General features: G+C 72.3%; 15 protein-coding genes and 4 tRNA genes. 10 read left to right on the top strand and 9 right to left on the bottom strand.

Going from position 1 to position 19,335, the window contains the following annotated elements; genetic code table 11:
- Positions 1-22: 22 nt before the first annotated feature.
- The 5 genes from FXF51_RS62465 to FXF51_RS09285 all read left to right on the top strand — a co-directional run bounded on the left by FXF51_RS62465 (position 23) and on the right by FXF51_RS09285 (position 2,853).
- Positions 23-2,389, top strand: a complete 2,367-nt coding sequence (locus tag FXF51_RS62465; protein ID WP_262379374.1) for an N-acetylmuramoyl-L-alanine amidase — start codon at positions 23-25, stop codon at positions 2,387-2,389.
- Between the two features lie 91 nt (positions 2,390-2,480).
- A tRNA-Gly gene (locus FXF51_RS09270) sits at positions 2,481-2,552 on the top strand.
- A gap of 15 nt (positions 2,553-2,567) precedes the next feature.
- Positions 2,568-2,638 (top strand) — tRNA-Cys (locus FXF51_RS09275).
- 49 nt (positions 2,639-2,687) lie between these two features.
- Positions 2,688-2,759, top strand: a tRNA-Gly gene (locus tag FXF51_RS09280).
- A gap of 22 nt (positions 2,760-2,781) precedes the next feature.
- Positions 2,782-2,853 (top strand) — tRNA-Val (locus FXF51_RS09285).
- Between the two features lie 155 nt (positions 2,854-3,008).
- Here the strand turns inward: FXF51_RS09285 and FXF51_RS09290 are convergent.
- On the bottom strand, positions 3,009-3,641 hold the full coding sequence (locus FXF51_RS09290) for a GNAT family N-acetyltransferase (RefSeq protein WP_148433877.1): 633 nt from the start codon (positions 3,639-3,641) through the stop codon (positions 3,009-3,011).
- A 212-nt stretch (positions 3,642-3,853) separates the two neighbouring features.
- Here FXF51_RS09290 and FXF51_RS09295 point away from each other — a divergent pair, with 212 nt between their 5' ends.
- Positions 3,854-6,208, top strand: a complete 2,355-nt coding sequence (locus FXF51_RS09295; protein ID WP_148433878.1) for an AAA family ATPase — start codon at positions 3,854-3,856, stop codon at positions 6,206-6,208.
- Here FXF51_RS09295 and FXF51_RS09300 read toward each other — a convergent pair.
- The 3 genes from FXF51_RS09300 to FXF51_RS09310 are packed head-to-tail and all read right to left on the bottom strand — an operon-like array spanning position 6,136 to position 9,733.
- Positions 6,136-6,519 (bottom strand): VOC family protein, encoded by a 384-nt coding sequence (locus FXF51_RS09300; protein ID WP_148433879.1) that lies wholly within the window; start codon positions 6,517-6,519, stop codon positions 6,136-6,138. The genes FXF51_RS09295 and FXF51_RS09300 overlap by 73 nt on opposite strands.
- A gap of 10 nt (positions 6,520-6,529) precedes the next feature.
- Positions 6,530-9,499, bottom strand: a complete 2,970-nt coding sequence (locus tag FXF51_RS09305) for a type 2 lanthipeptide synthetase LanM family protein (protein ID WP_148433880.1) — start codon at positions 9,497-9,499, stop codon at positions 6,530-6,532.
- Positions 9,500-9,505: 6 nt separating this feature from the next.
- Positions 9,506-9,733 (bottom strand): DUF6229 family protein, encoded by a 228-nt coding sequence (locus tag FXF51_RS09310; protein ID WP_222871210.1) that lies wholly within the window; start codon positions 9,731-9,733, stop codon positions 9,506-9,508.
- A 202-nt stretch (positions 9,734-9,935) separates the two neighbouring features.
- On the opposite strand from FXF51_RS09310, the gene FXF51_RS09315 reads away from it, so the two are divergent.
- On the top strand, positions 9,936-10,721 hold the full coding sequence (locus FXF51_RS09315; RefSeq protein ID WP_187414299.1) for a mechanosensitive ion channel family protein: 786 nt from the start codon (positions 9,936-9,938) through the stop codon (positions 10,719-10,721).
- Positions 10,722-10,836: 115 nt separating this feature from the next.
- Here the strand turns inward: FXF51_RS09315 and FXF51_RS09320 are convergent, their stop codons facing one another.
- A complete protein-coding gene (locus tag FXF51_RS09320) occupies positions 10,837-11,148 on the bottom strand; it encodes a DUF6401 family natural product biosynthesis protein (RefSeq protein WP_262379376.1) in 312 nt (103 codons plus the stop codon).
- A 27-nt stretch (positions 11,149-11,175) separates the two neighbouring features.
- Entirely contained in the window at positions 11,176-12,345 is a 1,170-nt protein-coding gene (gene pobA, locus FXF51_RS09325; protein ID WP_148433883.1) for a 4-hydroxybenzoate 3-monooxygenase, read from the bottom strand.
- Positions 12,346-12,424: 79 nt separating this feature from the next.
- Here pobA and FXF51_RS09330 point away from each other — a divergent pair, with 79 nt between their 5' ends.
- The gene (locus FXF51_RS09330) at positions 12,425-13,174 is read left to right on the top strand and encodes an IclR family transcriptional regulator (protein WP_148433884.1); all 750 of its coding nucleotides are present in this window, start codon (positions 12,425-12,427) and stop codon (positions 13,172-13,174) included.
- Here the strand turns inward: FXF51_RS09330 and FXF51_RS09335 are convergent.
- The gene (locus tag FXF51_RS09335; protein ID WP_148433885.1) at positions 13,171-14,937 is read right to left on the bottom strand and encodes a thiamine pyrophosphate-dependent enzyme; all 1,767 of its coding nucleotides are present in this window, start codon (positions 14,935-14,937) and stop codon (positions 13,171-13,173) included. The two genes, FXF51_RS09330 and FXF51_RS09335, sit on opposite strands and share 4 nt — an antisense overlap.
- 88 nt (positions 14,938-15,025) lie before the next feature.
- Between FXF51_RS09335 and FXF51_RS09340 the strand changes: the two genes are divergently transcribed.
- A complete protein-coding gene (locus tag FXF51_RS09340) occupies positions 15,026-15,919 on the top strand; it encodes an SDR family oxidoreductase (protein WP_148433886.1) in 894 nt (297 codons plus the stop codon).
- Between the two features lie 71 nt (positions 15,920-15,990).
- Entirely contained in the window at positions 15,991-17,406 is a 1,416-nt protein-coding gene (locus tag FXF51_RS09345; protein ID WP_148434129.1) for an NAD(P)/FAD-dependent oxidoreductase, read from the top strand.
- A gap of 79 nt (positions 17,407-17,485) precedes the next feature.
- Here the strand turns inward: FXF51_RS09345 and FXF51_RS09350 are convergent, their stop codons facing one another.
- Together FXF51_RS09350 and ligD are read right to left on the bottom strand one after the other, a co-directional pair.
- The gene (locus FXF51_RS09350; RefSeq protein WP_148433887.1) at positions 17,486-17,821 is read right to left on the bottom strand and encodes a hypothetical protein; all 336 of its coding nucleotides are present in this window, start codon (positions 17,819-17,821) and stop codon (positions 17,486-17,488) included.
- A 290-nt stretch (positions 17,822-18,111) separates the two neighbouring features.
- A complete protein-coding gene (gene ligD / locus FXF51_RS09355) occupies positions 18,112-19,308 on the bottom strand; it encodes a non-homologous end-joining DNA ligase (protein WP_148433888.1) in 1,197 nt (398 codons plus the stop codon).
- Between the last annotated feature and the right edge of the window lie 27 nt (positions 19,309-19,335).

The following is a 19,335-nucleotide window of genomic DNA, read 5'->3' on the forward strand; positions in this document are numbered from 1 at the left end:
TGACGTTCCTGGGGAGATGTTCATGCAACTCTGGCTCGCCGTCGCCGTGGCCGCCGGCGTTCTCACCGCACCCGCCGACGTCCCACCGCTCGCCGCCTCCGCCTCGGGCGGGCCGGCCGATCTCGCCGCCGTGGGGTGGCGGGCCGATCTGGCGACGGCCGACACGGGCATGCGGGCGGATCTCGCCGCCGCCTCCTCGGGCAGGCGGGCCGACCTCGCCACAGCCGCCACTGGCCGGCAGGCCGATTTCGCGGCGGCTGCGCGTGAGTACGGGGTGCCGGAGAGCGTGCTGCTCGCGGTGGCGTACCTGGAGTCCCGGTGGGACGCGAACGGCGGGCGGCCCAGCACGGCGGGCGGTTACGGGCCGATGCACCTGGTGGACGCGTTCCCCTCCGACGTACGCGCCCACGGCCACGCCTCCGCGCACGCAGAGCCCGTCATGGGGGACGCCCTCGGGGATCCACGGGGAGACGACTCCCGGCCGATGCCGGCCGAGCTCACCGAAGCCCTGTCCCGCTCGGCGCTGCGCACGTCGGCGGAGCCGCCCCGTACGACCCTGCCCGAGGCCGGGCGGCTGATCGGCGTGGACCCCGCCCGGCTTCGGACGGACCCGGCCGCGAACATCCGCGCCGGCGCCGCCCTGCTCGCCTCCTACCAGGAACGTCCCAGCGCCGAGCCCGCTGACTGGCACGGTGCCGTCGCCCGGTATGCGGGGACCGACGATCCGGCGGCGTCGCGGGCGTTCGCGGACGAGGTGTTCTCGGTGATGCGGGAGGGGGCGGAGCGCCTCACGGATGACGGGCAGCTGGTGCGGCTCGAACCCGTGACGCAGGCCATGTCACCGGCCGTCCCACTGCCCGCCTCCACGCCGCCCGCCGTCCCGCTACCCGCCTCCACGCCGCCCGCCTCCACACCGCCCGCCTCCTCGCCGCCCGCCTCCTCGCCTGCCTCGCCCCCTGCCTCACCGGCCGCCTCGCCACGCGGCGCGCAGCCCGACGCCCCGAACGACGCCTCACCCGCCACCCCGGCCGAGGCCCCGGCCAGCCCCTCACCCAACACCGGGACCGGCACATCACCCAGCACCAGGACCATCCCCTCCCCCAGCACCGACGACGGCTGGCCGGACGGGGAGTCGGACCTCCTGGCCGGCGCCGACACCGACGCCCTGTGGTCCAGCGACCCCAAAGGCCAGCCCTCCACCCAGGCCGAATGCCCACCCTCCCTGACCTGCGAATGGATGCCCGCCGCCTACAAACGCTTCGGCAAGAAGAAGAACCGCGACTACGGCAACCACGACCACCTGGCACGCGCCCGCTCCGTCGACTACATCGTCATCCACGACACGGAGGGCACCTACCAGGGCATCCCCAGCCTGGTCCGCAACCCGAAGTACGTGAGCTGGCACTACACGATCCGGTCCAGGGACGGACATGTCGCCCAGCACGTACCGACGAATGACATCGCCTGGCATGCGGGCAACTGGGACGTCAACACCCGCTCGATCGGCATCGAGCACGAGGGCTACCTGGCGAAGGGCGGCGCCTGGTACACGGAGGCGATGTACCGGGCGTCGGCCAGACTGGTCAAGTACCTGGCCGCCAAGCACGACATCCCGCTCAACCGCGCCCACATACTCGGCCACGACAACGTCCCTGGCACGACCCCGCAGACGGTCGCCGGCATGCACGAGGACCCGGGCCCGTACTGGGACTGGGAGCACTACTTCGAGCTGATGAACAAGCCCTTCAAGGCGGTCAAGGACGGCGATTCCATCATTATCCGCCCCTCGTACGCGTCCAACCGCCCGCGCTTCACCGGCTGCGTGACCGCCAAGGCCGCGCAGGCCTGCCCCGCGCACGGCGCGTCCACCGTCTGGCTGCACAAGTCGCCCAGCCACACCGCTCCCCTGGTCACGGACCTGGGCAAGCATCCGGGCAAGCCGAGCACGTACAGCGTGTACGACCACAGCGCCCGCGCCTCCACCGGCCAGCGCTACGCCGTCGCGGCCCGGCAGGGCGACTGGACGGCCATCTGGTACCTGGGCCAGAAGGCGTGGTTCCACAACCCGGCCTCGAACCCGACCGCCATCGCGGCCAAGGGCCCGCTGGTGACGCCACTGTCGGGCGAGGTGAAGGTGTACGGGCGGGCGTACCCGGAGAAGTCCGCCTACAAGAGCGCCGCGTACCAGCCGCTGACGCCGCTCAAGTACAAGATCGGGCCGGGGCAGACGTACACGGTGGGTGACACGATCACCGGCTCCTACTACGCCGCCAACGCCTACTCGCCCGCCCGGCACGTCACCACCACGGGCAAGGCCCGCTATCACCAGATTCAGCTCGGGCACCGGGTGATGTTCGTGATGGCCAAGGACGTGCGCTTGATCGGGTGAATTTCGGTTGACGGGCCACGCGGTGCGCACGGGCACTCTCCGGAGACGATATGGTTTTCCCGTGGCCCGGCGCCGGTCGCCGGGGATTCACGCGGAAGTGGCTCAGTGGTAGAGCATCACCTTGCCAAGGTGAGGGTCGCGGGTTCGAATCCCGTCTTCCGCTCGGAGCAAGACTCCTGGTGGAGTGGCCGAGAGGCGAGGCAGCGGCCTGCAAAGCCGTCTACACGGGTTCAAATCCCGTCTCCACCTCGGTGATCTGCGGGCCCTTCGGGATCCGCTAAAGTAAGTGCAGCACCATGCGGAAGTGGCTCAGTGGTAGAGCATCACCTTGCCAAGGTGAGGGTCGCGGGTTCGAATCCCGTCTTCCGCTCTGAGTTTCACAACTCAACATTGGACGATTAGCTCAGCGGGAGAGCGCTTCCCTGACACGGAAGAGGTCACTGGTTCAATCCCAGTATCGTCCACCCAAATGACAATGAGCCCCAACTCTCGGGAGTTGGGGCTCATTGTCATTCCAACCGGCCGTCAGCACCGCCTCAGCACCTCGCCCAAGAGCCGGCGGGATGGGCGGCGGCGCCTCGCCCGGCTCATCGACTCCTGCCGATGAGCCGGAGCCCGCCTACGCCTGCCGGGAGCGCCCTTCCAGGAGCCGGAGCAGCCGCTCCCGGCACTGCGGCCACTCCTCGGCGATGATCGAGAACATCGCGGAGTCGCGCAGCAAGCCGTCCTCCCCCGGCGCCCACGACTGCGACCACTGGCGCAGCACCCCCTCGAAGCGCGCGCCCACCTTCTCCAGCGCGGCCCGCGAACGCCCGTTGCGGGCGTCCGTCTTCAGGTCCACCCTGGCGACGCCCCAGCTCTCGAAGGCATGGCCGAACATCAGGAACTTCGACTCCGTGTTCATCCCGCTGCCCTGCGCCGGCCCGCCCAGCCAGGTGAACCCGATCTCGATCGCGCGCAGCCGCTCTTCCGACTTCGGCCACAGGCGCGGCTCCCAGTAGGCGGTGACGCCGGCCGCGCGGCCCGACGCCCTGTCCACCTGCGCGTACGGGGAGAGCCTGCCCTCCGCCTGCCGCGCGAGCAGGTCGTCGATGTAGCCGCCGACCTCGTGCGCCCTCGGCACCCAGGTGAACCGGTACGCGCCACGATCCTCCTCGGCGGCCACGGCGAGGTCGCCTGCGTGGTGGTGGCCCAGCGGTTCGAGGCGGACGCGCTTGCCTTCGAGCACGGGACCCTTCAACGTGAATGTCATCGATGCACCCCCAAGGATGAGCATCTTCGCCGGGGCCCGGTGTGAGCGTCAACGGAGTTACGCCGACGCGAGGCAGGTCTCCCCGCGTCAACCCTCGGCGTCGGCTACGCCGACCGGCCCGGCCCGTGAGCTGCCCGCACCGGGGCCGTGGAACGGCGGTGGCACAGGCGTGTCACGCCCCAGGGGCAGGGGGCCTTCACGCCGGGAGTGAGATGACCGAGGCGCATGGGGTGTTGATCAGGCTGGCCGGCTCCTTCACGGTCGAGCGGAACGGGGTGCCGTACCCTCGCGGGGCCGTCGGCGGCAAGGCGCGGGCGCTGCTGAAGCTGCTCGCCGTCGAGCGGGGCGCGGTGCTGGCGGCCGACCGTCTCGCCGAGGAGCTGTGGCCGGGCGGCGGGCCGAAACAGCCGGTGCAGAACGTGGCCACGCTGGTCAGCCGGCTGCGCGGGGCGCTGGGGACCGCAATCGTGGCCGGTGGCAGGACCGGCTACCGGCTGGGCGGCGCGCCCGGCGTGCGGGTCGACCTCGACCTGGCCGCCGACCTGGTCGCCGAGGCGGAAGGCTGCCTGGCGGCCGGGGAGCCCGCACTGGCCGGAGCCGCCGCCGGACGGGCGGTGGAACTGCTGCACGACGGCCTGGTGCTGGCCGGCGAGCCGGACGCGCGGTGGGTGGCGGCGGCCAGGGACGAAGCGGGCGGACTGGTCCGGCGCGCCCGCCACGCCGCCGCCCGCGCGGGGTTGCGGGCTGCCGACCCGGGCCGGGCGCGGCTGGCTGCTGAGGAGGCTGTGCGGGCGGATCCGTTCGATGAAGTGGCGTATCGGCTGCTGATGCGGGCGCATGCGGCGGCGGGGGAACCGGCCAAGGGGTTGCTGGCTTACGAGCGGCTGCGGGGGCGGCTGGCGGCTGAGCTCGGGACGGATCCGGCGGTCGAGACGCGCGCCGTGCACCTCGCCATTCTGCGGGAGGAGCCTGGGGAAGGGGGGTGGGGCGGAGCCGCCGGAGTGTGGGCATGGGGTGGGCCACAGGAGCTCGGGAACCGCACGCCGCAGAGGGACACCGGTGTCGGCGGCAGGCGGGCCGTGCCGGAGCAGGGCGGGGACGCGGAGCAGCGCAGGGTCATGAGGAGGGCTGGGGTCGCGGGACCGGCTGGGGTCGGGGGTCGGGCTGAGGTCGGGGGTCGGGCTGAGGTCGGGGGTCGGGCTGGGGTCGCGGGGCGGGCTGGGGTCGCGGGGCGGGCTGGGGTCGCGGGGCGAAGTGGAGCTGCTGGACGGGCCGGGCTCGCGGGGCGGGAGGAGGAGCTGGCGGCGATCTCCGGGGCCTGGGCGCGGGCAGCGTCGGGCGGCACCGGGGTGGTGCTGATCGTCGGCGAGGCGGGGATCGGCAAGTCGCGGCTGGCCGCCGAGGCTGAGCGGATGGCGGGCGCGACGGGCGGGGTCGTGCTGCGGGCCCGCTGTCATGAGATCGAGCGGGCGCTGTTCCTGCAGCCGTTCGTGGACGCGCTGCGGCCGCGCGTCGCCCACCTGGCCGGGGACGTGCTGCGGAGGCTGGCGGGTGACTGGGCGTCGGCGCTGGAGTCGCTGGTGCGGGGCCGGGCGATGGAGCGCCGGTACGCGTTCGAGGCGGTGGCCGCGTTCCTGCGGGCGCTGGCCGATCGCGAGCCGGTGCTGCTGGTTCTGGAGGATCTGCACGCCGCCGGGCCTGCCACCGTGGAGCTTCTGCACTACCTGGCCAGGCGAGTGTCGGGGGTGCGGCTGCTGGTCGTGGCGACGGCGCTCGCCGGGGAGTGTGGTGTGGGTGAGGCGTTGCGCGGGGTGGTGGAGGTGGTGCGCCCGGGGCTGCTGCCGGTGGCGGCGGTGGTGGAGCTGGCGGGGGACGCAGAGCTGGCGGAGGAGGTGTACCGCCGTACGGGAGGGCAGCCGCAGCTCGTGGCCGCCCTGCTGGCTGACGCGCAGAGGGGCGAACGGGAACGGCAGGTGAACACGGGCGGGCCGGAGGCGACAGGCGCACCAGCGATGACGGGCGGACCGGTGGCGACGGGCGAGCCGGTGGCGGTGGGCAAGCGGGTGCCGGCGGGCAAGCCGGTGGCGGTGGGCAAGCCGGTGCCGGCGGGCGAGCCGGTGGCGGTGGGTGGGTTGGAGACGCTGGGCGAGCCGGTGGCGGTGAGTGGGTCGGAGGTAGTGGGCCGGCTGGTCTCTGAGGCGGTGCGGGCGGTCGTGCTCGGGCGGTTGCGGGGGCTGGGCGAGCCGGTGATGCGGGCGTTGCGGGCGGCGAGCGTGATCGGCGGGCCGTTCGATCCCGTGGTCCTCGGCGAGGTGCTCGCGCTGGCGCCGCAGGAGGTGGCCGGGCTGTGCGAGCGGGCTCTGGCGAGGGGGACGCTGGTGGTGCGGGGCAGCATGTACGAGTTCGCGGACACCCTGACCCGCGACGTCCTCCACGCCACGACCCCCGCTCCCACCCGAGCCGTCTACGAGCGCTGCGCCAGGGCCGGCGGGGCTCAGGGCCAGGTCTTGGCCTCCGCCTCGAACACGGCGGGGTCGCTCTCCAAGGGCAGCACGCACATCAGGTGACCGCCCGGCGCACGCAGGACGCGGCACTCCAGCCACCGCGACACCTCCACGGCCCCGAGGCCGATCAGCCGCTGTGTCTCCGCCTCGACGTCGTCGCTCTCGATGTCGAGGTGGAAGCGGGGTTCGCCGTCCTGGATGGCCTGCACGGCCACGGCCAGGCCCGGCACTGCGCCGTGGAGGGAGATGAACTGCTCCTCCGCGGGCAGCGGGCGGGCCGTGGCGCCCAGGGCGGCGGACCAGAAGGCCGTCGCGGCGTCGGCTTCGGTGGCGGGGGTGTCGATGAGGAGGGCGAAGACGCGGCTGCGGTGCATGATGATCACACTAGCGGCGGGTGTGCGGGCCAGGGTCCGGGAGCAGGACGGACGGGAGGGTGCTGTCCGGGTGCATGCGCAGAAGCTGGTAGGCCACGCCGCCGAGCCCTGGTAGGAGGGTGGGCGGGAAGGCGTCCCTGGCGAAGCCGCTGATCGGCCCGTACTCCTCCAGGCTGGACAGGACGTGCGCGTCGAGGCGGCCCCGATCGAGGCCGGGTTCGGACAGGCCGCGGGTGATCGCGTGGCCGAGGAGCTCCCAGGCGCCGAGGTCGCCGTGGCAGAGCGTGTGGTTCCAGCCCAGGCCGTCCGACCAGCAGGAGCGGGCCGCGCGCCGCACGACGTCGGCCCAGCGCGGGTCCGTGTCGAGGAGGTCGGTCGCGGCGATGCCGATGCCGGCGGCGCCGTGGCACCAGGCCGCCGCGGTGTCGTCGTCCTGGCGGATGTCGAGCCAGCCCTCCTTGTCAGGCGCGTACAAAGTCTCCTCGTGGGTGAAGGCGGCCTCGGCCGTGGCGGCGAACGTGGGGTCGCCGGTGGCCTGGGCGAGGCGGGACAGCGCCCAGCCGATGCCGGTGACGCCGTGTGCCAGGCCGCCGAGGCCGTCCGGGAAGCCGGGGTTCGCCCACCAGGCGGTGCCGTCGCCGGTTCGTGCGCGGGCGACCAGGTGGCGGCCGATGGCGACGGCCAGTTCGGCCGCCTCGGGCCCGTCGTGGTGCTCGGCCAGCCGGAGCAGCGGGACCACCGCTCCGGCCGTCCCGGCGACCAGGTCGAGCCGCAGGTCGTCGTCCGCCGGGGAGTCGGCCGGGGAGTCGGTCAGGGAGGAGGTCGGGGAGGAGGTCGGGGAGGAGGTCGTCAGGGCGGCGGCGATCTCCGGGACGAGGCTCGCCGCGCGAGCGCACGCCTCGTGCCGGCCGACGGCCCCGAGCCTGTGCAGCAGCAACCACCCCCAGATCCGCGACCCCAGCCCCAAGTAGCCACCCACTGGATCGGGCCGCCGCGCGCCCGTGCGCTTCGCCGCCTGCTCGGCCGCCCGGTCCTCCACCCTGCGCATCGTCCGCAACACGTCCGCCAGCAGGGACCGGAGCCCCGGCACAGGTTCGGCCCTGCCGCGTTCGGTCTCGTGCTGGTAGGCGGCCAGGAGGACCGCCACGCCGCTGATCCCGCCGTACAGGTCGAGGCCGAGCGGCAGCACCGCCCAGCCGGTCCGGTTGAGTACGGGGGCGATCCAGGTGGCGGTGCCGTCCTCCGCCCGTACCGCTGAGGCGGCCAGTCTGCGCATGATGCCGGACGCGAGCCGCCGTCGGCGGCCGTCCAGGTCGTGTCCGAGCGGTTCGGACGGCAGCAGGCGGCGCTCGTCGGGCAGCCAGCCCTCGTTGAGGTACGCGCTGACCAGCGCGCACTGGATCACCTGCCGGTCCAGCGCCAGGTCGGCGGTGCGCCACCGGTGCAGGGCCGCCTCGACGAGGTCCTGCTGGGGACCCCAGGTGGTGCCGCGTGGCCCGGTGAGGCGGCCCTTGCGCGGCGTGGTGGCGAAGAACGGCACGTCCCCGTCCAGCAGCTCCTCGACCTCGGCCGCGATGACGGCCGGGTCGTCCGGGCGGCCGGGCAGGTTGGCCGCCTGCCGGGCGAGCAGGGAGGCGGCGCGGCGGCGGGCGGCGGGTTCGTCGTGCAGCGCGCGCGGATGCCAGAGCATGCGGCCCAGCTCCGCGTACGTCTCGGTGGAGCGCGGCACGACGCGGATCGGCAGGTCAGCGAACTCCGCCAGCAGCGGCTCCAGCTCCCCCGCCCGGTCCATCCGCCGCAGCCGCTCCGACAGCCCGCCGAACCCGGCGACGACCTCGTCCCAGTACGCGCCGAGCACCGGTTCGGGGCTGGGATGGTTGACCGCGGCCGGGATCGGCACCTCGGCGTGCTCGATCCTGGCCGCGTCGGTGCCGGCGTCCACGATGACGGGCACCTTGGGAGCGGGTTGCTGGCCGGGCAGCGAGCCGATGGCCGACGTGTCGACGCCGCGCCAGCCGAGCGCGAGACCGCGTCCCGGCAGCAGGCCCGTGCCCAGCACGGACCCGCCGACCAGCAGCGCGGCCCGGTCGAGCGCGAGGCCGTATCCGGTGGGCTCGAACGGGGGGCGCGGGGTGAACAGGGTCTCGCAGTCGACCACGGTGGGCACGGGGCCGGCGGCGACGAGGTTCTCGGCGTGCAGGTCGCTGCCGCCGAGCAGGCGCATGACGGCCAGCCAGTGGCCGAGGTTGCGGTAGAAGACGCGCAGTTCCCGCTCGCCGTCGCAGTGGCGGTGCTGGACGTGCCTGGCCCAGCCGTAGCCGTCGCGGGACACGACGTCGGGGACGGTGATCCTGGCGGGCTCGTCCTTCAGGACGGACGCGAGCAGGCGGGCGAGGGCGATGTCCACGGCCACGGAGCGCGGCTTGTAGACGAGGACGCCTGAGGTGCAGGCCAGCATGGCGACGGTCTGACCGCCGCGGTGGCTGTCACCGGCGCCGAACGAGAGCGCGATCAGCTCCTCCGTCGGACCGCCGTGGGTGATCGGGGCGGAGCCGGGGGCGCCGTGGGTGAGCGGGGCGAGGGCGGGGCGGTCGGCGGCGAAGCGGGTGGCCAGGGTCAGGGCCGCCGCGCACCTGCCCGCGATCAACCGTTCCAGGCGCGGCAGCAGCGTCGGGTAGTGCTCGGCGAGCGACTCCCAGTACGCCCGCTTCGACGCCCGCTCCTCCCACTCGCGCCAGCGGGCCCGCGGGTCCTGCCCGGTGAGCCTGCCGGTGATCCTGGCGGCGTTGAGCTCCAGGAGCAGGACCCGGTTGGTCTTGAGCCGCACCGTCTCCAGCGCGGACGTCTCGGCGGCGGCCCGGACGATCTCGCGTTCCGCCTCCGACAGGCCGCCGATCCGGCCGAGCTGGGCCGCGAGCCCGGCCAGAGCCGGCTCGAGCAGGCAGCCCAGCACGGCGGCGCTTATCGCGTCCTTGTGCATGTCGGATCAGCAGCAGACCCGCGGGCGGGAGTCCGTGCACACGGTGCCGCAGACGGTGACCGCGGCGGGCTGCGCCCCGGCCTCGGTGGAGCCGAGGATCGCCTCCATCGTGATGTCGGACTCGGCGTAGTCGCCGCCGGCGAAGAGCGGCCCCGCGGGGCTGTCCCAGCCCTCGACGGGACGGGTGTCTCCGCGCCAGCCTGCCACGATCCGCTCGGCCAGTTCAGCGGTCATTGGGGCCATGTCTTCTTCCCTTCTGCGCTCCGGCCCTTCTCCAGCGGGCCGGTCGTTTCCGGATGTTGCCAGCCGGCGTTGCACATCCGTTGCAGTGGGCGATATGTCGCCTTGTGCGAAGTTTTGGTTTCGGAGCGTGTATAGACCGTTTCGGAGCGGGTAGCGCCGAGGCATTGGCTCCTCGGAGGAGGAAACCGTGGATATCAACATCGGCCAGGGCCTCTCAGACGCCTGGCGGCAAATAGCGACGTTCGTCCCGAAGCTGATCGCGTTCCTGGTGATCCTGCTCATCGGGTGGATCGTGGCCAAGGCACTGGAGAAGATCGTCGACAAGGTGCTCGAACGGGTCGGCTTCGACCGCGCGGTGGAGCGCAGCGGCGTGCGCCGCTGGCTGGAGCGGAGCAAGTACGACGCGAGCAGCCTGCTCGCAAAGATCGTTTTCTATGCGATCCTGCTGGTCACCCTGCAGATAGCGTTCAACGTCTTCGGGCCCAACCCGGTCTCGGCGCTCCTGGCAGGCGTGGTCGGCTGGCTGCCCAAGGCCCTCGTGGCCATCGTGATCATCGTGGTGGCCGGGGCGGTGGCCAAGGCCGTCAAGGACATCGTGGCCGGGATGCTCGGCGGACTGTCGTACGGCCACTGGGTGGCGACCGCCGCGGCGGTGTTCATCTGGGCGCTGGGCATCATCGCGGCGCTCAACCAGATCGGCGTGGCCACGACCGTGACGACGCCGGTGCTGATCACGGTGCTCGCCACCATCGGGGCCATCGCGGCGATCGGCATCGGAGGCGGGCTCGTGCGGCCCATGCAGCAGCGGTGGGAGCGCTGGCTGGGGCGGATCGAGCAGGAGGCTCCGCAGGCCAGGGCGCACGCGGAGGCGTACCAGCGGGGGCGTGAGGACGCCCGCGCCATGACGGACGAGACGGCGCCCATCCGGACGTCGCCGACGGCCGGCGGGGCGCACCGCTCCGACATGCCTCCGGGCTGAGGCCTTGGGACCTCGGGCGGCCCAGGCGCGACACCCGCGCCTGGGCGTTCGTCCGGGCTGAGTGCGGGCGCCGCCCGTCGCGCGTAAGGCCAGGCGAGGCGGGACGGTGGTGGGGTCAGGCCGGGTGGCCGTCGGCGAGGAGGTCGAGCTCGCGGGTGAGCCAGCACACCGCCGTCAGCCGCAGCGACGCCGAGTCAACCTCATCGGTGAACGCCCACCCCCGGTACCGCAGCTCGTCGAGGAACCCGAGCAGGTAGTCGCCCAGCGTCTCCCGGTCGAGCGGGATGGCGTCACGCAGCACCGCCGCGTGCTGATCGACCGCGGCCACCAGCCCCGGGTCACCGTCCATCCTGGCGAGCTGGGCGTCGCCCAGGGCGTGCATGAGCCAGCGCAGGGGCGAAGCCGCCCATCCCTCCTCGAAGACCACGCGCCAAGGTTAAAGCATGTCCCAAGGTCAACGGCCCACGTCGAACGGCAGCCCGACGTAGTTCTCCGCCAGCGTCGTGGCCGCCGCCTCCGACGAGGTCACGTAGTCGAGGTACGACAGTTGCAGCCGCCGCGCGTACGGGTCGTCCTCCTCGAACGTGTGCAGCAGCGTCGTCATCCACCACGAGAAGTGCTGCGCCCGCCACACCCGCTTCAGGCACGCGTCCGAGTACCCGTCGAGCAGCTCGGTCGAGCCGTTCTCGAAGTACGCGGCCAGCGCCTCGGTCAGCACGCGCACGTCGGCGACGGCCAGGTTGAGCCCCTTGGCCCCGGTGGGCGGGACGATGTGGGCGGCGTCCCCCGCCAGGTAGAGCCGCCCGTACTGCATGGGCTCGGCCACGAAGCCGCGCATCGGCGTGATGCCCCGCTCCGTGATCTCTCCGGTGGAGAGCGTGAAGCCGGGCACGGTCTCCAGCCGGGTGCGCAGCTCCGCCCAGATGCGCTCGTCCGGCCAGTCCTCCAGCCGGGCGTCGGCGGGAACTTGCAGGTAGAAGCGGCTGACGGTGGGTGAGCGCATGCTGTGCAGGGCGAAGCCGCGCTCGGTCCTGGCGTAGATCAGCTCTTCCGAGGACGGGGCCACGCGCGCGAGGATGCCGAGCCAGGCGAACGGATAATCCCGCTCGAAGACGCTCAGAACGCCCTCGGGGATGGCCGGTCTGGACACCCCGTGGAAGCCGTCGCAGCCCGCGATGACGTCGCAGTCGAGCCGCTCGCCGCCGAACGTGACGTACGGCTGCGACTCCAGGTCGTGCAGCTCAACGTCCTCGACCTCGAAGCGGATGTCGGCACCCGCCGCCAGCCTGGCCGCGATCAGGTCCTTGACCACTTCCTGCTGCCCGTACACGGTGATCGCCCGGCCCGGCACCAGCTTCTCGAACGGGATGCGGTGCCCCGCGCCGCCGTACCTGAGCTCGATGCCGTGGTGCGGCAGCCCCTCGCGCAGCATGCGCTCGCCCACGCCCGCCTCGACCAGCGTGTCCACCGTGCCCTGCTCCAGCACTCCGGCGCGGACGCGGCGCTCGACGTAGTCCCGGCTGCGCTTCTCCAGTACCACCGAGGAGATGCCGCGCAGGTGGAGCAGGTGTGACAGAAGCAGACCAGCGGGGCCCGCCCCGATGATCCCGACCTGAGTTCGCATGAAGGAAGCATCCAGCCTTGACCAGGTTTTAGCCGAGAGGCCCCTTCCGCTGAGTGGAAAATCACTACAGGATGGCGACATGTCCGGTGGAGCTCGCGAGCCGGGGCGCTCGGTGACGTCCAAGGTGCTGGCCATCCTCGGCGCGTTCGACGCGGCGCGCCCGCAGCTCACGCTCACCGAGCTGGCGGCGCGCAGCGGCGTGCCGCTGAGCACGGCGCACCGGCTGGTCGGCGAGCTGGAGGAGTGGCAGGCGCTCAGCCGCTCCCCCGACGGGCGGCTGCGGGTGGGGCCGCGGCTGTGGGAGCTGGGCCAGCTCGCGCCGAACCGGCTGCAGGAGCTGGCGCATCCGTGGCTGCAGGAGCTTTTCGGGTCCACGGGTGAGAACGTGCATCTCGCGGTCAGGGACGGCCTTGAGGTGCTGTACGTGGACAAGGTGTACGGCAGGCGGGCCGTGCCCATCGTGTCCAGGATCGGCGGGCGGCTGCCGATGCATCCGACGGGCGTGGGCAAGGCGCTGCTGGCGTACGAGCCGGACTGGTTCGTCAAGTCCTACCTGGCGCGCAAGCTCGAACGGCCCACCACGCACACCATCGTCGAGCCGGGCCGGCTGGCCAGGGAGCTGGCGGCGGTGCGGGCGCAGGGGTACGCGCTGACGTACGAGGAGATGACGCCCGGCTCGTGCTCGGCCGCCACGCCGGTCCTGGTGGACGGGCGGCCGGTGGCGGCCCTGGGCATCGTGCTGTCCTCGCGGCGCGCCCGCGAGCTGCCCCGCCTGGTGGAGCCGCTGCGCGCCGCCGCCAGAGGCATCGCCACCTCCTACAGTGGCTAGTCCCCCAGTTTCTGGATGCGGTCCTTGAAGAGCGTCGTCGCGATGGCCGCCTTGTGCGGCTGACCCTTGAGGAACGCCTGGGCGAAGCTCTTGGCCTGGTCGTAGGAGACCTTCCCCGGCATGGGCGGCTCGTTCGGGTTGACGTCCACGTCCACCAGGGCGGGCCCGTCGTGGGCGAGAGCCTGCCCGATCGCGTGCGCCACGTCCTCCGACTTGGTCACCTTGGCCCCGAACCCGCCGCACGACCGCGCCCAGGCCGAGAAGTCCGCTTCGGGCTGGGCGTACCGGACGCCGTGCTCCGGGTAGCCGAGCACCATCTGCTCCCACAGGATCTGCCCGAGCGAGTTGTTGTTGTTGATGACCACCTTGACCGGCAGCCGGTGCTGCACCGCGGTGAGGAACTCGGCCATCAGCATGGAGAAGCCGCCGTCGCCGACGTAGGCGATGACCTGCCGCCCGGGGAAGGCGTGCTGCATGGCGATGGCGTACGGCAGGCCGGGCGCCATCGTGGCCAGCGTGCCGGAGAGGTAGAACTCGCGCCCGCCGCGGATCGTCCAGTGCCGGGCGGCCCAGGTGGCGATGGTGCCGCTGTCGCAGGTCATGATGGCGTCGTCGGTGGCCAGCTCGTCCAGGATGGACATGACGTACTGCGGGGCGATGGGGTCCCGCTCCGGGTTCTCCAGGGACTCCATGTCGGAGCGCCACTTGGCCATCATCTTCTGATATTTCGTCAGATGACTGTTGTCCTCCCGGGGGTGCAGCAGCGGCAGCAGCGTCCGCAGCCCCTCCTTGGCGTCGCACACGACCGGCACGTCCGTCGCGATCCGCGCGCCCGCCCGCGTCGGGTCCGCCTCGAACTGCACGACCCGCGTGTCCCGCACCTCCGGCAGGAACTTGGAGTAGGGGAAGTTCGTGCCCACCATGAACAGCACGTCCGCCTCGTCCATCAGCTCCTCGCTCGGCCGCGTGCCGAGCAGCCCGAGCCCGCCCGTCGTGTACGGCGAGTCGTCGGGGACGACCGCCTTGCCGGGCAGCGTCTTGACCACGGGCGCCCCGAGCGCCCGCGCCACGGCCAGCACCTCTTCCCTGGCGTGCAGCGCGCCCTGCCCGACCAGCATGGCGGGCCGCTCGGCCCGGTTGAGCACCTCGGCCGCCCACTCGACGTCCTCCTGCCGGGGCGTGCCGGACGGCTGCAGGTAGACGGGCGCCGTCTGCGGGGCGCGCACGGGGGCCACGCTCTTGTACGGGTCCGCGCCCGCCTCCGCCACCTGGATGTCGTTGGGCAGCGTGAGATGGGAGACGCCACGCCGCGCGTAGGACGTGCGGATCGCCAGGTCCACCAGCGAGGGAAGCTGCGCCGGGTTCGTGACCATCATGTTGTACTCGGCCACGTCGGCGAACAGCTTGTCCAGGTGGACCTCCTGCTGGTAGCCGGTGCCCAGCACGGAGGTCTCCTGCATGCCGGTGATGGCCAGCACGGGCACGTGGTCGAGCTTGGCGTCGTACAGGCCGTTCAGCAGGTGGATGCCGCCGGGCCCCGAGGTGGCCAGGCACACGCCGATGCGCCCGGTGGCCTTGGCGTACCCGGTGGCCATGAACGCGGCGGCCTCCTCGTGGTGGACGAGGACGAAGCGCACCCGGTCGCGATGGCGCCGCAGCCCTTCCATGATGCCGTTGATGCCGTCGCCCGGCAGGCCGAAGACGGTGTCCACGCCCCATGCCGCGAGCCGTTCGATCAGGGATTCGGATGCGATTCGAGCCATGTGTGCGGCCCTACCCCGCTCTGCCGTACGCAGACGCGGGAGCGGAATTCATTGACATTTCTCGAATGTGGCGGGTAGGGGACCCCGCATGCGCATTCTGGTCACGGGAGCCACCGGCACGTTGGGCGGGGCACTGGTGCCCGCGCTGCTCAAGGCGGGTCACGAGGTGCGGGCGCTGAGCCGCGCCAAGCGGGACGACCGCGGCAACGTGGAGTGGGTGTGGGGCGACCTCATCTCCGGCAACGGTGTCAGGGAGGCGCTCGACGGGGTGGACGCGATCGCGCACCTGGCCACCAGCGGCCGCAAGGGGCGCGGCGCGGTGGACGTCCCGGGGACCAGGACGCTGCTGATCCTGGCGCGCGCGGCGGGCGTGCCGCACGTGCTGTTCACCTCGATGGTGGGCGCCGACCGCGCCGCCTACGGGCATCTGCGTCACAAGCTGCAGGCCGAGCGGATGGTCGCGGAGAGCGGGCTCGGCTGGACGATCCTGCGCGCCACCCCGTTCCACCAGTGGCTGCACGGGCGGCTGAGCGACTACGCGTCGCTGCCCGCGCTGGCCGTGGACCGGTCGCTGCCGTGGCAGCCGGTGCACACGGGCGAGGTGGCCACCCGCGCGGCGGCCCTGCTCAGCGCGGGCCCCGCGAACCGGGAGATCGAGTACGGCGGGCCGCAGGTCCTCGACACCGACGACCTGGTCAGAACCTGGCTGCGGGCCCGCGGCCTGCGCCGGCCCTGCCTGTCCTTGCGCTATCCGGGCCGCCTGTACGCGGCGCAGCGCGCGGGCCTCCTCACCACGGACGCGGCCCCGAGGGGCGAGATCACCTGGCACGACTACCTCGTGCCACCGGCGCCCGTCCTGTCGGACGACTTCGCCTCCGAGCACACCGCCTCCCCGACGAGCCCGGCCACGCAGCCGGAGCAGGACCCTGACCTGCGCGTATACGGGGGCGACGAAGGGTACGAGCGCCCGACACGAAGCTAGCCGTACGCCCAGTTTTATTACACTTCGCCGCCTTGTCGCTTTCTGTCTGTTATTAGAAGATGTGTCCGGTGATGAAAGGCATCCCGCTGACCGAGGACTTCGCCAACGGCGGGGTCTCCTTCTGGTACCGGCAGATCGGCCTGCCCTTGCGGCGGCCCGCGCTGCCAGGGCCGCGCGAGTACGACGTCGCCATCGTCGGCGGCGGCTACACCGGCCTGTGGACCGCGTACTACCTCAAGCAGGCCGACCCCGGCCTGCGGATCGCGATCCTGGAGAAGGAGTTCGCCGGGTTCGGCGCGTCGGGACGCAACGGCGGGTGGCTCTCGGCCGAGTTCGCCGGGTCACGCAAGCGGCACGCCAAGGCGCGCGGCCGGCAGGCCATGATCGACCTGCAGCGGGCGATGTTCCGATCCGTGGACGAGGTCATCGAGGTCACCCGGGCCGAAGGCATCGACGCCGACGTGCACAAGGGCGGGCTCATCCACGTCGCCACCAACCCGGCCCAGCGCCGCCGCCTGCGCGACGGCGTCGCCGACCTGCGCGCCTGGGGCTACGGCGAGGACGACGTGCGGCTGCTCGGCCGCGACGAGCAGCGCGAACGCGTACAGGTCGCCGGGGCCCTGGAGGCGTCCTACTCGCCGCACTGCGCCCGCATCCAGCCCGCCAAACTGGCCGTCGGGCTGGCCGCCGCCGTGGAACGGCTCGGCGTGGACATCTTCGAGAACACCACCGTGACCGAGATCCGGCCCAGGCAGCAGGGCAAGGCGTCGGCGGTCACCACGCGCGGCGTCGTCACCGCCGACTACGTCATCCGCGCCACCGAGGGCTTCACCGCCAGCCTCGCCGGCCAGCACCGGCAGTGGCTGCCCATGAACAGCTCCATGATCGTGACCGAGCCGCTGCCCGCCGACGTGTGGAAGCACATCGGCTGGCAGGGCAACGAGCTGCTGGAGGACGAGGCCCACGCCTACGTCTACATCCAGCGCACCGCCGACGACCGCATCGCCATCGGCGGACGCGGCGTCCCCTACCGCTTCGGCTCCCGCACCGACCGGCGCGGCGCCACCCAGGCGCAGACCGTCGCCCTGCTGTGGCGCATGCTCGTCAAGCTCTTCCCCGCCGCCGCCGACGTCCGCGTCCAGCACGCGTGGTGCGGGGTGCTGGCGGTGCCGCGCGACTGGTGCTCCACCGTGCACCTCGACCACGCCAGTGGCCTCGGCTGGGCCGGCGGCTACGTCGGCAGCGGCGTCACCACCACCAACCTGGCCGGCCGCACCCTGCGCGACCTGGTGCTGCGGCGCGAGACCGAGCTGACCGGGCTGCCGTGGGTGGGGCGGCAGGTGCGGCAGTGGGAGCCCGAGCCGCTGCGGTGGGCGGGGGTGCAGCTCATCTACGCGCTGTTCCGGGCCGCCGACCGGCACGAGAACGAGCGGATCGCCACGACGTCGGCTTACGCCCGGCTGGCGAACCTGATCTCAGGACGCTGAACCGCTCGCCGCTCGCGCTCTGTGACGCTGGGCTGCGCGCCGCTCCCTCTCAGGACGTTGGGGCGCGCAGCTCGCTACCTCACACGCTCGTCGTCAGGCGATCGGCGGCGTCGGCGGGGGCGACGTGCATCACCGCGCGCTGGGTCTCCCAGCCTGGGGTCGCATCGCCGATCGTGTGAAGGGCGGAACGGAGGAAGCACAGAGCTCTGACCATCGCGTCAGCCGGGTCGTCGGCCTCCGCGACCATCTGGACGTCCACGATTCCTGTGGCCAGCGTGGCGGCGAGATCGGGATCCTCAATCGCGGGATCCGTGTCCTCCAGGTCGAGCAGGGCGGTCATCAGCTCGTCCAGGCGCTCGTCGAAACGCTCGAGATCGCCGCCGTACTGGATCTGCTGGATCGTCAGGTACTTCATGGCGTCTCCTCGTCGTTCCAGCAGGTGGCTCTGCCCAGTTGCGCGAGCAGGTTCCGCCGGTAGTTGTTGCCCGACGGAGTACATTTCACGGTCTTCATATGCGAGCCGCAAGGGCATTTCATGCTGTAGTACTTCTTACCCTTGCTGACGCTCCAGCCCTTCTTCCAGCTCTTTGATCGGATGCCGCGGTCTTACCACGTTGCCCCGCCTATCGACAGCTTGAGTCCATGGACCGGCCTTGCCCCCGATGAGACCCCTGTCGACAGGCTTTACACAGCATGGGTGTCACGTCACGGACGTTCGCCGCGCCCCCAGGGGTCGTAGTCGACCTCCAGCGGCTCCTGGGCCGGCCGCTCCTCCTCCGGGACGTGCTGCAGGTTCACCCGGATGCGGTACCACACGCTGCTGCGCCCCCGCATGCCGTCCACCAGCACATCGGCCGCCTCCAGCCGGGCGGCGACCTCCGGATGGCGGGCCTTCCACCGCTCGAACCCCGCCATCGCCTCGTCCTTGTGCTCGGCCTTGGCGATCTCGATCACCGGCATCGTCTGCTGCCTGCGCCCGCTCCCCTTCGGCGGCTTCGGCGCCGGCCCCAGCTCCTCGGCCAGCTCCAGCAGCCCGTCGAGCGAGCCGGGATGCAGGTCCATGTCCTCCCACGGGTCGCCGCGCTCGGCCAGCCGCTCCGCCACGGTGCCGATGGTGAACGTCTCGGGGCGGCAGCCCGGCACCTCGTCCCAGGTCAGCGGGGTGGACACGCGGGCGTCGGGCACCGCGCGGACGGAGTAGGCGGAGGCCACCGTGCGGTCGTAGGCGTTCTGGTTGAAGTCCACGAACACGCCGTGCCGCTCCTCCTTCCACCACCGGCTGGTGGCCAGGTCGGGGGCGCGCCGCTCCACCTCGCGCGCCACCGTCTCGGCCGCCTTGCGCACCTTCGCGAACGGCCAGCGCCGCTCGATGCGGGCGTAGACGTGGAAGCCGCGCGAGCCGGACGTCTTCGGCCAGGCCACCAGCCCGTGATCGGCCAGCACCTGCCTGGCCACCTCCGCCGTACGCAGCACGTCGGCCCACTCGACGCCGGGCACGGGATCGAGGTCGATGCGCAGCTCGTCGGGCCTGGACAGGTCGTCGGAGCGCACCGGGTGCGGGTTGAGGTCGACGCAGCCGAGGTTGACCACCCACAGGAGCTGCGCCAGGTCGGTGCAGACCACCTCCTCGGCGCTCAGCCCCGACCGGTACTTCAGCTCGGCCACCTCGATCCAGTCGGGCCGCTTGGCCGGGGCCCGCTTCTGGAAGAACGCCTCCTGCTCGATGCCGTGCACGAACCGCTTGAGCACCATCGGCCGGCCGTGCACGCCGCGCAGCGCGGCCTCGCCGACGGCCTGGTAGAACCGGATCAGGTCGAGCTTGGTGTGACCGGTCTGCGGGAAGACGACCTTGTCGGGGCTGGTGATGCGGACCTCGCGCCCGGCGACCTCGATGTCAGGCATGAAGGTCACGATACGCGGGCCGACCGA

Origin of the sequence: Nonomuraea sp. PA05 (assembly GCF_008086045.1) — a bacterium.
GTDB classification, from domain to species: Bacteria; Actinomycetota; Actinomycetes; order Streptosporangiales; family Streptosporangiaceae; genus Nonomuraea; species Nonomuraea monospora.

What these genes read in the sequence shown, in the direction of transcription:
- FXF51_RS09345 (WP_148434129.1), top strand. Translation starts at nt 15,991, where the DNA reads ATGAAAGGCATCCCGCTGACCGAGGACTTCGCCAACGGCGGGGTCTCC.
- FXF51_RS09295 (WP_148433878.1), top strand. Translation starts at nt 3,854, where the DNA reads ATGACCGAGGCGCATGGGGTGTTGATCAGGCTGGCCGGCTCCTTCACG.
- FXF51_RS09305 (WP_148433880.1), bottom strand. Translation starts at nt 9,499, where the DNA reads ATGCACAAGGACGCGATAAGCGCCGCCGTGCTGGGCTGCCTGCTCGAG.
- FXF51_RS62465 (WP_262379374.1), top strand. Translation starts at nt 23, where the DNA reads ATGCAACTCTGGCTCGCCGTCGCCGTGGCCGCCGGCGTTCTCACCGCA.
- FXF51_RS09335 (WP_148433885.1), bottom strand. Translation starts at nt 14,937, where the DNA reads ATGGCTCGAATCGCATCCGAATCCCTGATCGAACGGCTCGCGGCATGG.
- FXF51_RS09310 (WP_222871210.1), bottom strand. Translation starts at nt 9,733, where the DNA reads ATGACCGCTGAACTGGCCGAGCGGATCGTGGCAGGCTGGCGCGGAGAC.
- pobA (WP_148433883.1), bottom strand. Translation starts at nt 12,345, where the DNA reads ATGCGAACTCAGGTCGGGATCATCGGGGCGGGCCCCGCTGGTCTGCTT.
- FXF51_RS09290 (WP_148433877.1), bottom strand. Translation starts at nt 3,641, where the DNA reads ATGACATTCACGTTGAAGGGTCCCGTGCTCGAAGGCAAGCGCGTCCGC.
- FXF51_RS09340 (WP_148433886.1), top strand. Translation starts at nt 15,026, where the DNA reads ATGCGCATTCTGGTCACGGGAGCCACCGGCACGTTGGGCGGGGCACTG.
- FXF51_RS09300 (WP_148433879.1), bottom strand. Translation starts at nt 6,519, where the DNA reads ATGCACCGCAGCCGCGTCTTCGCCCTCCTCATCGACACCCCCGCCACC.
- ligD (WP_148433888.1), bottom strand. Translation starts at nt 19,308, where the DNA reads ATGCCTGACATCGAGGTCGCCGGGCGCGAGGTCCGCATCACCAGCCCC.
- FXF51_RS09350 (WP_148433887.1), bottom strand. Translation starts at nt 17,821, where the DNA reads ATGAAGTACCTGACGATCCAGCAGATCCAGTACGGCGGCGATCTCGAG.
- FXF51_RS09330 (WP_148433884.1), top strand. Translation starts at nt 12,425, where the DNA reads ATGTCCGGTGGAGCTCGCGAGCCGGGGCGCTCGGTGACGTCCAAGGTG.